General features: G+C 44.0%; 15 protein-coding genes. 6 read left to right on the top strand and 9 right to left on the bottom strand.

All coding sequences use genetic code 11. The annotated features are described in order from the left end of the window. Positions 1-51 precede the first annotated feature (51 nt). The 9 genes from BK026_RS08305 to BK026_RS08265 all read right to left on the bottom strand — a co-directional run bounded on the left by BK026_RS08305 (position 52) and on the right by BK026_RS08265 (position 6,641). Positions 52-753 carry a VC0807 family protein gene (locus BK026_RS08305; protein ID WP_071815442.1) on the bottom strand — a complete coding sequence of 234 codons (702 nt, stop codon included), beginning with the start codon at positions 751-753 and terminating at the stop codon, positions 52-54. Positions 754-798: 45 nt separating this feature from the next. Then, complete coding sequence (locus BK026_RS08300; protein ID WP_071815441.1) at positions 799-1,338, bottom strand: rhomboid family intramembrane serine protease; 540 nt, start codon at positions 1,336-1,338, stop codon at positions 799-801. A 35-nt stretch (positions 1,339-1,373) separates the two neighbouring features. After that, positions 1,374-2,540 carry a glutathionylspermidine synthase family protein gene (locus tag BK026_RS08295; protein WP_071815440.1) on the bottom strand — a complete coding sequence of 389 codons (1,167 nt, stop codon included), beginning with the start codon at positions 2,538-2,540 and terminating at the stop codon, positions 1,374-1,376. 3 nt (positions 2,541-2,543) lie between these two features. Continuing rightward, positions 2,544-3,236 (bottom strand): DUF1190 family protein, encoded by a 693-nt coding sequence (locus BK026_RS08290; RefSeq protein WP_083575052.1) that lies wholly within the window; start codon positions 3,234-3,236, stop codon positions 2,544-2,546. A gap of 11 nt (positions 3,237-3,247) precedes the next feature. Beyond that, complete coding sequence (locus BK026_RS08285; RefSeq protein WP_071815439.1) at positions 3,248-3,664, bottom strand: DUF350 domain-containing protein; 417 nt, start codon at positions 3,662-3,664, stop codon at positions 3,248-3,250. 14 nt (positions 3,665-3,678) lie between these two features. Beyond that, a complete protein-coding gene (locus BK026_RS08280) occupies positions 3,679-4,323 on the bottom strand; it encodes a YjfK family protein (RefSeq protein ID WP_071815438.1) in 645 nt (214 codons plus the stop codon). Between the two features lie 12 nt (positions 4,324-4,335). After that, complete coding sequence (locus tag BK026_RS08275) at positions 4,336-5,391, bottom strand: potassium channel family protein (protein ID WP_177247894.1); 1,056 nt, start codon at positions 5,389-5,391, stop codon at positions 4,336-4,338. Between the two features lie 156 nt (positions 5,392-5,547). After that, entirely contained in the window at positions 5,548-6,228 is a 681-nt protein-coding gene (locus BK026_RS08270; RefSeq protein WP_071815437.1) for a PspA/IM30 family protein, read from the bottom strand. A gap of 23 nt (positions 6,229-6,251) precedes the next feature. After that, positions 6,252-6,641 (bottom strand): DUF2170 family protein, encoded by a 390-nt coding sequence (locus BK026_RS08265; protein WP_071815436.1) that lies wholly within the window; start codon positions 6,639-6,641, stop codon positions 6,252-6,254. Between the two features lie 264 nt (positions 6,642-6,905). Here BK026_RS08265 and BK026_RS08260 point away from each other — a divergent pair, with 264 nt between their 5' ends. The 6 genes from BK026_RS08260 to secF all read left to right on the top strand — a co-directional run bounded on the left by BK026_RS08260 (position 6,906) and on the right by secF (position 13,130). Next, the gene (locus BK026_RS08260) at positions 6,906-7,181 is read left to right on the top strand and encodes a DUF6471 domain-containing protein (RefSeq protein ID WP_071817557.1); all 276 of its coding nucleotides are present in this window, start codon (positions 6,906-6,908) and stop codon (positions 7,179-7,181) included. Between the two features lie 403 nt (positions 7,182-7,584). Continuing rightward, the gene (queA, locus tag BK026_RS08255; protein WP_071815435.1) at positions 7,585-8,631 is read left to right on the top strand and encodes a tRNA preQ1(34) S-adenosylmethionine ribosyltransferase-isomerase QueA; all 1,047 of its coding nucleotides are present in this window, start codon (positions 7,585-7,587) and stop codon (positions 8,629-8,631) included. 172 nt (positions 8,632-8,803) lie between these two features. Beyond that, complete coding sequence (gene tgt / locus BK026_RS08250) at positions 8,804-9,916, top strand: tRNA guanosine(34) transglycosylase Tgt (protein ID WP_071815434.1); 1,113 nt, start codon at positions 8,804-8,806, stop codon at positions 9,914-9,916. Between the two features lie 24 nt (positions 9,917-9,940). Continuing rightward, positions 9,941-10,279 (top strand): preprotein translocase subunit YajC, encoded by a 339-nt coding sequence (gene yajC, locus BK026_RS08245; RefSeq protein ID WP_071815433.1) that lies wholly within the window; start codon positions 9,941-9,943, stop codon positions 10,277-10,279. A 55-nt stretch (positions 10,280-10,334) separates the two neighbouring features. Then, positions 10,335-12,179, top strand: a complete 1,845-nt coding sequence (gene secD, locus BK026_RS08240; RefSeq protein WP_071815432.1) for a protein translocase subunit SecD — start codon at positions 10,335-10,337, stop codon at positions 12,177-12,179. Between the two features lie 9 nt (positions 12,180-12,188). Next, positions 12,189-13,130 (top strand): protein translocase subunit SecF, encoded by a 942-nt coding sequence (gene secF / locus BK026_RS08235; protein ID WP_071815431.1) that lies wholly within the window; start codon positions 12,189-12,191, stop codon positions 13,128-13,130. The last annotated feature ends 29 nt before the right edge of the window (positions 13,131-13,159 follow it).

Genomic DNA, 13,159 nt, shown 5'->3' with positions numbered 1-13,159 from the left:
TGCTGCTATTTAGCACTTATCCAATAAATACGCCTAACGCAAAAATTCGATTTACTGGTTGATGAAATTATCCAGCTCTTCGCCCGTGATCTTTTTAATCTGTGCAAATAAATACCACAGTGCAGCAATTAGCAGAACCATGCTTGGAATAACTATAACGGGGTAACTCAAAGCCGTCATCCGCCCAAGCTCTTCAGTGTAAGCGGTTGTTCCGGGTTCACTGACTAAAATCATTTTTGCCAGAATATAGTTGAGCGCTGAAGATAGAAAAAATGAACTTGCTACGATGTAGGAGCTGGTTGCAACCTTCTTCTTAAATTCAGCCTGCTTGCCTTGTTTATCTAGTACTTCGTTGAGATAAGGCCAATTAATTATCTGATCGTTGAGGATAAGCATTTTTACTAACGGCTTATTGGAGTACTGCGTAACAAGAACGGCAATTCCAATCATGCCGGGGATCGCAGCTTCTTTAATGGCAATATATTCAGCAGGTAATTTTAGTAAACTAAAGCCACCCGTTAACAACACGCTGATTATTCCTAGAATAGAAAAGCCGTTTATTTTACCTGACGCCTTCAAGTCCCAAAGCCCATAACCGATGGGAAAGCTTAAGGCTGCTACGATACTCCAGGCCGGTCCAAGATAATCTTCTGAGCTTGCATAGCTCATTAGTACCACGGGTATAACAATATTAAACGCAAGGTTGCCAAAGAAGCCTTGGTTTTTTTGGGGAGATTGTTCTACTGCTGACATAACTTTGATTCTTGTTTAGCGATAGCGTAATTATACGTAAACCGTCTAGCGTGCCCAGTACCAAGCAGCAATTAAACCGCCAACAAACCCAAATAGGTGATATTCAAAGGAAATAAATTTAGAGGTTGGAAGGATCCCGACCAACATTGTGCCGTAAAGCGCGGCTACTAACAGAGAAATGAGTAAATAACGTATTTTTTTACTTCTAAATCCAGCCAATACCAGAAAGCCAAAGTAACCATAAACCATACCGCTTGCACCAATATGTGTAGCAGTCCTTCCGAATAGCCAAACGCCAATTCCACCAATCAATAATGCGCTTATTGTTGCAATAAGAAAGGTGCGCATACCCCATTGCATAGTTAGCCACATGAATAAAAGAAGTGGCACTAGGTTAGCCATTAAGTGCGTAGGAGTGCCATGTAAAAATGGTGCCGTAAAGATGAAGGGAAGGTGCGAAATAGAGCGAGGCACAACGCCAAAATGATTTAAAGCATTACCGGTTAGTAGGTTAGCAACTTCAATTGCGATAAGAAGTGCTCCTAGCGTAAGCAATATTCTTATTTGTAGCGAAAACGGCTTCATTGATTCTCCATAAAGCAAATAGATAACGTTAGGCGTTACAAAATTATATGAGGCAGGTAGCGTGAAAGATCTTGCGTAATGGCAGATTTGTCTTCTCTGACCGATATACCGGCTGGCATATCATCAACAAGCCAGCTTCCTATGAGCGTATGATTTCCCTCAAATATTGGAAGCGGTTGGAAAGATTGCAAAATAAAACCTTCCTCCCCATAAGGACCCTCGCTTAACGCTTGCTCTTTACCGTTTTCAACAATAGAGATATTCGCCCCCTCTCTTGAAAAGAGTGGCTTTTTAATCCACTTTCCAGAAAGATCAGCGCTAGACGTATCGTCAGAAAAAAATGCGGGTAGTAAATTAGGATGACCTTTAAACTTTTTCCAAAGTTGGGGCAGAAGCGCTTTGTTGGAAATTATTGCTTTCCAAGAGGGTTCTATCCAATTGGTTCCTGCTTCATGTAATACATCACCAAATTCTTCACGCAGCATAAACTCCCAAGGGTATAACTTAAAACATTCGGTGATTGGCTTGTTTTGTAAGTCGGTAAACACGCCTGTATCTGCAATTCCAATGTCTTCGATAAAGACAAAATCGGAGTGAAGCCCAGCTTCACGCGCACAATCTTGAAGGTATTGCACTGTGCCTCTGTCCTCTACCGTGTCTTTGCAGCACGCCATGTGAAGCTGATTAATATCATAATGAAGAGCGATTTCGCGAAATCTGTGTACTAGCTTTTCTTGCAGGCTATTAAACTGATCTGCATTACGCGCCAGTTTTCCTGCGTCTACGTTTTGTTCTAGCCATAACCATTGCCAAAACCCTGATTCGTAAAGGCTGGTGGGTGTGTCAGCGTTGTTTTCGAGCAGTTTTGCTGGGCTTTTGCCGTTGTAAACAAGATCGAGTCGAGAGTATAAGCTAGGATCTCTAGCGTCCCAGCTTTGCTTGATAAAATCCCAATGATATTCAGGGATGCAAAAACGCTTGAGTAACGCCTCACTTTTTACCACGTCATCGACGACATCCAAACACATTTGATGAAGCTGTGCGGTAGGATCTTCAATGTCGTTTTCAATTTGTTCTAATGAAAATTGATAATAGGCGCTTTCATCCCAATACGGTTCACCATACATAGTGTGAAAATGAAAGCCGAACTCGCTTGCAAGCTGCTGCCAACCCTCACGAGGTTGGCATGACATTCTGAACATCAGTTAACCGCCCCAGCCGCCAGACCTACTGCTGCTGCCCCATGACGATTTTGCGCGCACACTGCTGCCAAATCCACCGCGTTTCATAGTGCGATTAACGGTTGGTTTTGGTTTGTAAACGTCTTTGCTCACTCGGTATTTGCGTTTTCTCAGATCACCGTCAAATACATAGCCATCCGCCGTAATCCAGCGAGAGCGATAGGGAGAACCATACGCATATGACGTGTAAAGTGGCTGAGAATAATATCGGCTAGGTGAAAGTAATGAACTCACCATATAGCCTGCCATAAATGGCATGAAAAAGCTGCCGCTACTGTTGTTTACATATTGACACTGGTTTGGCCCAAATTCATGTTCACAGTCAAACTCAGAAGAAAAACGTGGGCTTGTCCGCATGGCTTCATCCACCGCTGTTTTATAGGCGGCTTCACAGCGCTCCACGGCGTCAGGGTAGTCTTGTGTACAGTCTTCTAAAGACGTGTAGATAACCGCATCCTCGCGCTCGCTTCCGCAAGCGCTCAGCATAATACTTGCTACACCAAGCGCCAGAGGTTTAGCGATAAAACCTTTGCGCATATGGTTTAAATCAATGTTTTTACTGCGTTTTGTCTTGGGTTTATCCGCTGTAACACTAGATTCACAGTGCTGTTCATTACCGGATAGTTGCGGCTGGTTGCTATTTTTTAACGAAGTCATTGCAGCCCCCTTTAATAGGTCATGCATGCTGCATTTAGTAAGCCAACGGCGATTGACATGCTAGCTAGCATAACACCTGCTGAAATTTCATTATTATTAATGCGCTCTGCAATTTTGGGCATGAAGCTAAATCGCAAAATAGCGAACGCCAATGATTGAGCAATCACTGCTACCAGTGCCCATATGGCGAAGTCGATTATTGCAACAGAATTTGATGCTGCGCTACCTAGGGCTATCGCGAAGCCAATAATTGCGCCACCAAAGCCAATGGCCGCTGCAACATTTTTTTCTTCTTTAACTAACTTCCATTCATCGTGCGGCGTTACAAGAGCGTAAACCAGTTTGAAAATGAACAAAAAAACGATAGATAAGCCAAAGTAAAGCGCGAAGTTGTCTAAACCTGACAGCGATTGCAAAATTGTTTCCATAAAAGTTCTTCCTATTAACCGTTAATTGTTATGTCTGTGGGCTGGATATCAAAACCTGTTGAAATGACAAGACAGCGATCTAAATTGTGACCGACTTGTTTTTCTTCACCTACAACAAGAAGTGTTTCCACTCTGTCGTTATCAAGTGGGCGTTCATAAAGCATCATAAACTGATCAGTTGTACTGGTATCACCGTCTTCTTCATAAGTGGTTTCTGTCACGGCGACGGGTGGAGACTCATCACCGACGGCCCCCCATACACGGGTAAAGGTTTTTCCGTCCAGTTCATAAGTGGGCTGGCTGATAATATTTGCCAAACACTCGTTCCATTGCGCCGTACTGCCAATTGTTTGCGTATCGTAAAAATGCCAAAGCTTAACATCAGAAATGTGGTTTTCACTCATACCACCATCTAGGACAACCTGGAGAAACGCTTCATCGTCGGTGTAGAACCTCAAAAGTGTGCCGCCAGTATCTAAGGGCGCTTCGCCAACCGCTTGAATGAGTTGTGAGCGAGCGGCGCGTTGAATGGTCAGTTCAGGTTCGAGCAAAGTGAGCTTTAAGTTATCTAGCTCAAATGAGCCACCTAAATAGAGCCCCATCACTTCCGGCGCTTTTGGCGTTGTAACCTTTGTTTTTTTAAATAACTTACTAAACATCAGCGTCCTCTCTTAATCAGCATCTAGCGACGACCAGTTAATGGCGTTAATGCGTCGTTCTGCAATATAAAATAACGTGTCACCGGCATTTAACGTGGTGTCTAAAGGAGGGTTAACTACCATTTCCTTTACTTGCCCATTAGGTGCATAGCCAATGAAAATCGCGTTGTGCTTTCGTTTTAAGTTAATGAAAAGTTTGGCTACTGAGATGGCAGGGCTATCTTCAGGTATTTTTATTGAGAATTGTGCCTGGCCGGCATCTACACTCAATAAATCGTGATGAAGCATACTAGAGCCAGGGTCGAAAGCCGCTTTCACAAGCATTTCCACCGCAACGCTGGGCGTACATTCTACTTTTGGGCAGTGGTCTTGTAACAGGCTAACCAAGCTATCGTCATCGAAGTAAGCAACCTGATGTGCATCAGGGTTGCGCTTTGCGCAATAAAGCGCCGTTGTCATGGTAACGTCATCTTGAGGGTTATCTATGAGAATTGTTTTTGCAGAGGAAACGCAGGCCCTATCCATATCCTCATCTTTATTAAAAGAGTCGACTTTGACGAATTCAATTACGCCAGGCATGGGGTTAGTAATGTCAGCCTTAACGCACAGGACGATATCTGGCCTGTCGGACATGGCCTCTCTCTCTTGTAATATCAAATCAAGAAGGACCATCGTGCGTTGTCCATTCCATCCGATAATTAAAATATGTTGATCCAAATGTAGGTTGTTCATACCCATTAACCCTTTTTTCCATTGCAACGAGACCCATCCAGCGATACGACCTATAACCATTGCGAAAATGCTGAGGCCTAAAGGAATTACATAAAATGCAACAACGAGTTTACCGGCGGGGGTAGTAGGTGATAGGTCGCCATAACCTACCGTTGAAGCAGTTACCGCTAACCAATAAACGAAATCTACGCTAGCAATAAGGTCGTGTTCGTTAGCCGCGTATAACAGCCAGTAACTGGTGATTGCATAGAACACCGAAGCGCTGACTATGGTGTACCAACGAGATTCGGCAAAATATTGCATCATTATTTTGCGCAGTTTATTCCATGGAGACATTAAAAACAGCCTTTGTTTACGTGCCCTTACTCTGCCTTGAAGTGCTTGATTTGTCTATTTAAATTGGCTTGTATGAGCGTTGCTTGGAAAATCACACACATACCGCAGTTAGTAACATGACAAAAAAGGGAGCATTATGCTCCCGTTTTATTAATTTTAGTTGCCTAAGATCCGAGCAAGCTCATCATCAGCAGAAGTTTTACCTCCTTTAATGCCTGCTTCTGCAAGGCGCTTCTCAAGGTCGCTGCTCGACTCGTTACTCGCTAACTCTTCAGCTGCTTGTAGCTCAGCGTTACGCATTTTCTGCTTCTCTTGAATGCGTGACAGAGACTCGGTCGCTGTTTTCATTTTACTGTTTGCACCCATGTGGCGAGATGAAACTGCAACCTGAGCTTTTTGAACACTTTCCGTCGCTTTAACCATATCAACTTGCTGTTCTAAGCGGCGCAGGTTTGCTTTGGCTTGCTGAATATTTTGCGCAAGCTGTTTCTCAGACTGTTGGAACTGGTCAAGATAAGTTTGCTCTTGGTCGCGTTCTTCCTTAAGTTCAGATACTTTTTGGGCACAGTCTAGTGCTAATTGACGATCTGAATCTATTGCTTTTCGGGCATGGGCCTCGTATTCAGCAATTGACGAATTGAAGCTTTCCACTTTCTGTTGCGAAAGTTTACATTTCGCCAGTATTTGCGTGCGAGCATGGTCTGATTTACGCAATTCTTCTTTTGCTTCTCTGATCTCTTGCTCCAGAATTCTGATTGCTTGACTGTCTACTACAGACTGCGCAGCTTCGGTTGCACCACCTTTCACTGCTGTTACTAGTTTTTTCCACACAGACATTCGCTTCTCCTTAGAAGTAAATTTTAGTTAAGGTGTGTTTCGTAAGCATCTAGAAAAGATGCAACATTCTGAAACAGGGTTTCTACTTCAATAACAATACTTTCGGCTTTTGACTGGGCACTTAGTGCGCCAAACGCAGTGTAATACTCTTCACCACCTACATTTGATATGCCAACGGTGGTTAGAGGAAATACCATATGAGTAGACAATATTTCGTGGTCTAGCGCTGGCTTATCTTTAACTTCTGACGCTGCAAACAAAAGGCTTTCTACAATGATTTGTTCTCCGCTGATGGCAAGCCATGCATCAATGCCGTCTTGGTTAGCAATAAGCAAACAGTTCTCCTCACGTGTTGCCACAAAGTCATCGTGCTCTTTAAACAAAGCTTCGATGCTTTTCAGTTCCCAGCTCATATCTTTCTCCTTTAGTTATTAAAGCGATAATTGTGCAAATGAATGTCGTGCAAAGGTTGCTAGAACAATCGTGTTTCTAAAACAATCACAGAGTTGTAGAAGCAAACACCCTTACTTTAACGACAATTTCCGTCTTCGCCAATATCTTGACTTGCAGTGTAGACCTGTTGTGCCATAATCGTCAACATTAAATGCATGCTATAAGTGTAAAAAAGTGTGTTTTTGTAAAATATATATCACATTTGTGTGGTTTTGGGAGGCTATGTGGACACAGGAAATACGCAGAGTGCTAAAAATGCGTGGCGGCAAACGGTAGCACGAGTTGTGAAGTCGGAAATGTCTGTTCGCGGCGTAAAATACCAAGCGCTAAGCCAAAGGCTGCAAGAGGTTGGCGTGGAGCAGAGTGCGGATAATCTTAGAAATAAAGTGAATAAAGGTATTATGGGCGCCGATTTACTTTTACAGATTTTGTTCGTATTGAAAGCGCGCCCAGTAGATGCTGCGCTTTTGGAAGAAATCTTAACTGATCTTCAATCCTAAAAGGCGTAAACTATTGCCCAAATGAAAGTGTTATTTCTTTGGCTTTCCGTAACAAGCGGTTTTATGCGAGCAGAGAAAATGCGCAGATAAAAAAATACCCAGCAAAGCTGGGTATGAATGATAAGGAATGTTTATGGGAGAACATCATCACTATCTGGGTGTATCTTAACCGTTTAAGGTTTTCACTGCTACGCAATTATTGAAATTGCACGTATGGTGTTCAATATAAAGTTATTTGAAACAATACGTTTGTTTTTAAGTTGTTGATATTTAATTTTATTTATGCTTTTTTGAAGAGCGGGTTAATAGATTAATTCAATATTTTTTAGTCTTTAGTAGTAACTTAAACGAAACTTAATATAGTACTTTTGTCTAACTTTAGTGCCATAACTTAACAGTATTTATGAAACTATCAGATTTTAGCTTTGAGCTACCCGAAAAATTAATTGCCAAATACCCCACTCAACAACGTACAGCGAGCCGTTTATTACACTTAGACGGTAAGACTGGCAGTGTCGCGCACACCATGTTTGCTGAGATGCTGAAGTTTGTAGCGCCAGGCGACCTGTTGGTGTTCAACAATACGCGGGTTATTCCCGCCCGCTTACTTGGAAAAAAAGAAACAGGCGGACAAGTGGAAGTGCTCATTGAGCGTATTATTTCTGACAATACGGCGCTGGCCCATGTGCGCGCAAGCAAGGCCCCCAAACCAGGAACTAAACTTATTCTTGAAGAAAAAGTAAACGTTACGGTAACAGGGCGAGACGATGCGCTATTCATTTTGCAGTTCGAACACGATGAAACGGTGTTAACGCTACTTGAAGCTCATGGACACATGCCGCTGCCACCTTATATTGACCGCCCGGATGAAAACTCAGATAAGGAGCGCTATCAAACTGTTTACAACCAAAAGCCAGGTGCGGTTGCTGCACCTACCGCAGGGCTTCACTTTGACGATGCCATACTAGCTGCACTGAAAGACAAAGGTGTGAATTTGGCGTTTGTAACGTTGCATGTAGGGGCGGGTACATTTCAACCTGTGCGCGTAGACAACATTCAAGAGCACAAGATGCACGCAGAGTTCGCAGAAGTACCGCAAGACGTTGTTGACGCTGTCCTTGCTACAAAAGCCAACGGTAAGCGCGTTATTGCAGTGGGTACAACATCGGTACGCTCGTTAGAGTCGGCCGCTAAGGCCAGTGCAGAACGCGGTGATGAAGACATTATTGCGGCTTTTAACGAAGACACTGAAATCTTTATTTATCCAGGCTTTGAATTCAAAGTAGTAGACGCGATGTTTACCAATTTTCATCTTCCAGAATCCACATTAATGATGCTAATTAGCGCGTTTGCGGGTAAGGACAATGTTATGAAGGCGTATCAAGAAGCGATAGAAAAAGAATATCGATTCTTCAGCTACGGTGATTCTATGTTTATTGAGCGTGCCTGAGAACACAAGCCTGAGGTCATCCGCGTATAAATCGGTAATTTTCAAGTTCTTTTGGTTTAGTTACAGATAAACATAGATACGGGGCATGATCTCAACTGAATTACTGGTATAATCGCCGCCAATTAATTTTTATACCCAGCGCAAAAGCGCACCAAATTGGGAATGCTTTAACATGCAATTTGAGTTGTTAAAAACCGAAGGCCGAGCGCGACGCGGTCGTTTGGTGTTTGAACGTGGTGTTGTTGAAACGCCAGCGTTCATGCCGGTAGGTACTTACGGTACCGTGAAGGGAATGACCCCTGAAGAATTGAAAGACAGCGGTGCACACATCTGTCTTGGAAACACCTTTCACCTTATGCTTCGTCCGGGCACTGGCATTATCCGCCAGCATGGTGACCTTCATGATTTTATGAATTGGGATAAGCCGATCCTCACTGATTCAGGCGGCTTCCAGGTATTTAGCTTGGGTGATTTGCGCAAAATTACCGAAGAGGGTGTAACATTCCGTTCGCCGATAAACGGCGAAAAAATTCTATTGACGCCCGAAAAATCAATGGAAGTTCAGCGCGACCTAGGCTCTGACATTGTGATGATTTTTGATGAGTGCACGCCTTACCCTGCTACTGAGCAAGAAGCGCGCGTTTCAATGGAAATGTCGTTGCGTTGGGCTAAGCGTAGCAAAGATGCCCACGGCGACAACCCAGCAGCACTGTTCGGTATTATTCAAGGCGGTATGTACGAAGGGCTGCGAGATGTCTCGCTTGCTGGTCTTGAAGCTATTGGTTTTGACGGCTACGCCATTGGCGGTCTGTCGGTAGGCGAGCCAAAAGAAGATATGATCCGCATTATCGATCATACCGCACCAAAAATTCCGGAAGACAAACCACGCTATCTTATGGGCGTAGGCAAACCTGAAGATTTGGTTGAGTCTGTGCGTCGCGGTATCGATATGTTTGACTGTGTAATGCCTACGCGTAATGCGCGAAATGGTCACCTGTTTGTGACAGAAGGTGTTATAAAAATTCGTAATGCGAAACACAGGAACGACACCTCTCCACTTGACGAGAATTGTGATTGCTACACTTGCAAAAATTATTCTCGCTCTTATCTACATCATTTGGACAAATGTAACGAAATCTTGGGTGCGCGTTTAAATACCATCCATAACCTTCGCTATTATCAGCGTGTTATGCAAGGCCTTCGCGATGCGATTGACGCGGGAACGCTTGATGAGTTTGTACAAGAGTTTTATGAACAAAAAGGGTTGCCGGTTCCGGCACTATAACAACGATAAAATCTAAGGAATTTTATGAGCTTATTTATTTCTAATGCTTATGCGCAATCTGCTGGTGGTGCTCAACAAGGTGGCGGCATGGAAATGCTGATCATGTTGGCAGTATTCGGTCTAATATTTTACTTTTTACTTTACCGTCCACAGGCAAAGCGCGTAAAAGAGCATAAAAACCTGGTGTCGTCTCTTAGCAAAGGTGATGAAGTATTAACACAAGGTGGCTTGGTAGGAAAAATTACCAAGGTGTCAGAAGAAAAAGACTTCATTGAAGTTGCACTTAACGAATCAAACAACATCGTTGTTCAGAAGTCTTCAGTAACTGCTGTGCTGCCTAAAGGCACCATGAAGTCACTGTAAGTAACAATAGCCGGGGCCGGGATGCTTCCCGGTACTGGCACGAAAGGATTATCCAGTGCTAAACAAAAACTCTATTTGGAAAGTACTGAGTGCACTCATTGTGGTTGCAGTGTGTGCACTTTATGCGCTTCCTAACATTTACGGTGAAGACCACGCCGTACAAATCTTAGCAGGCCGTGACGCAGTTGTTACCGAGAACACTGTTGAACAAGTTAACGCTGTGTTGGCAGAAAAAAACATACCCGTAAAACGCGTCGAGTTCGAAAATGAACAAATTCTTGTTCGTGTTTCTGACTCAGATACCCAGTTAATTGCCCGTGAAAGCTTAGAGCAGGCATTAGGCGATGAATACTTTGTTGCAATGAACCTTGCGCCTGATACGCCAGAATGGCTCGAGGGCTTGGGCGGCGCGCCAATGAAGCTAGGCCTTGATCTTCGTGGTGGTGTTCACTTCCTGATGGAAGTAGATATGACCGAAGTTATCGCCAAGTCATTGGAAGACGCTGAAAGTGGTTTCCGTACATCGTTACGCGAAGAAGGGATCCGTTACCGCGGTGTTAAACAAGTAGACGACCATGTTGATATTACGTTTCGTGATGAAGATGCGTTAGACAAAGCCGAGTTTTTTCTGAGAAACCAAAGCCGCGATCTCACGTTTAATCAAATCGACGATTTAACGCTTCGCGCTGTATTTGCTGAAAGCAAGCTGCAAGAAATTCGCGACAACGCAGTTAAGCAAAACATTACCATCATTCGAAACCGTGTAAACCAACTTGGTGTGGCGGAGCCGCTTGTACAAAAGCAAGGTGCTGATCGCATTGTTGTGCAGCTTCCAGGTATTCAAGACACCGCCCGGGCCAAAGAAATTCTTAACGCCACGGCAACACTAGAATTTCGCATGGTAGATCAGAAGAACGACATTCGTGATGCATTGAACGGCCGCGTTCCTCCTGGCTCTCAAGTGATTGAAGATCAGCAAGGCATTCCTCAGCTACTTGAAAAGCGTATTATGCTTACTGGTAGCCATATTATTGATGCGAATAGCGGTGTTGATGAGTATGGGCTTCCAAACGTAAACATCTCGCTTGATTCTGAAGGCGGTAATAAGATGTCTCGCTCAACCCGTGGCAACATTGGTAAACCAATGGCTACGGTGTTTATCGAATACAAGTCGACTGGAGAACGTAACAAAGAAGGCAAGCTAGTGTTTGAAAAACACGAGCAAGTGATCTCGGTTGCGACTATTCGTGCGCAACTGGGTAGCAAGTTCCAAATCACAGGTCTTGATTCACCGAAAGAAGCCCGTGACTTAGCGTTGCTACTTCGCGCAGGTGCACTGATAGCGCCAATTCAAATTGTTGAAGAGCGTACGGTTGGACCAAGTTTAGGTAAAGAAAATATTGAATTAGGTATGCAGGCGATAATGTATGGTCTGGCAGCCGTGCTTGTTTTCATGCTGATTTATTACAAAGCGTTTGGTGTGGTTGCGAACATCGCGCTTGTTACAAACTTGGTCATGATTGTAGGTATTATGTCGATGATCCCTGGAGCAACCCTAACGCTTCCGGGTATGGCAGGTATCGTGCTTACTGTTGGTATGGCGGTTGATGCAAACGTGCTTATTTTTGAGCGTATTCGAGAAGAGCTTCGCGACGGTCGTAGCCCTCAACAGGCTATTCACCAAGGCTACGACAGTGCATTTTCTACCATTCTAGACGCTAACATTACCACCTTCATTGCAGGTCTGATCTTGTTTGCCGTGGGCACTGGCCCAATCAAAGGCTTCTCGATTACCCTAATGATTGGTATAGCAACGTCTATGTTTACCGCAATCCTTGTTACGCGCGTTATTGTTAATGCCGTTTGGGGTGGCCGACGCGTAGAAAAATTGGCGATTTAAGGACGTAACATGCAATTATTAAAACTTTCCGATACCGTCAATTTTATGCGCCTTCGCATTCCTGCGATGGTGCTATCAACGGTACTCATTTTAGGTTCGTTCGTGTCGTTAGGCGTTAATAGCCTTAACTGGGGGCTAGACTTCACCGGCGGTACGCTAATTGAAGTTGGCTACGAAGATGCGGCAAATTTAGAAGCTATTCGGGTTCAGCTTAATGAGTCGAACTTCGAAGATGCTATCGTGCAAAACTTTGGAAGTAGCCAAGACGTACTTATCCGTATTGCTCCTCGTGATGGCGTTAAAGCCGTGACTATTGGCGAGCAGGTGCTGGCTGCCCTGCGTGCTGACGGTACTTCGGTTGATATGCGTCGTATCGAGTTCGTAGGTCCTAACGTAGGTGAAGAGTTAACAGAGCAGGGCGGCCTAGCGATGCTAGTGGCACTTTTGTGTATTCTAGTTTATGTAGCGATGCGATTTGAATGGCGATTCGCATTGGGGTCAGTATCGGCGCTAATGCACGATGTTATCCTCACGCTGGGTCTATTCTCGGTACTTCAAATTGAGTTCGACCTAACGGTACTAGCTGCGGTACTAGCGGTAATTGGTTATTCACTTAACGATACCATCGTTGTATCTGACCGTATTCGTGAGAACTTCCGCAAAATTCGTAAAGGTGAGCCTGTTGAGATTATCAACATCTCGCTAACGCAAACCCTAAACCGTACAATCATCACCTCATTAACCACGGTGTTGGTATTAGTTGCGCTATTCTACAAGGGTGGTGCGCTTATCCACGGATTTGCTACTGCATTGTTATTTGGTGTGGTAGTAGGTACTTACTCGTCAGTTTATATTGCGAGTTCAGTAGCACTTGCATTGGGTATTAGTAAAGAAGACCTAATGCCGCCGCAAGTGGAAAAGGAAGGCGCAGATTTAGATCCTATGCCTTAGTTTTACACCCTTGAAACGTACAAAAAACC

It is taken from the genome of Alteromonas sp. V450 (assembly GCF_001885075.1).
Taxonomy (GTDB): domain Bacteria; phylum Pseudomonadota; class Gammaproteobacteria; order Enterobacterales; family Alteromonadaceae; genus Alteromonas.
Note: the sequence above shows the minus strand (reverse complement) of the source record. Positions and strands in the feature narration are given on the sequence as shown.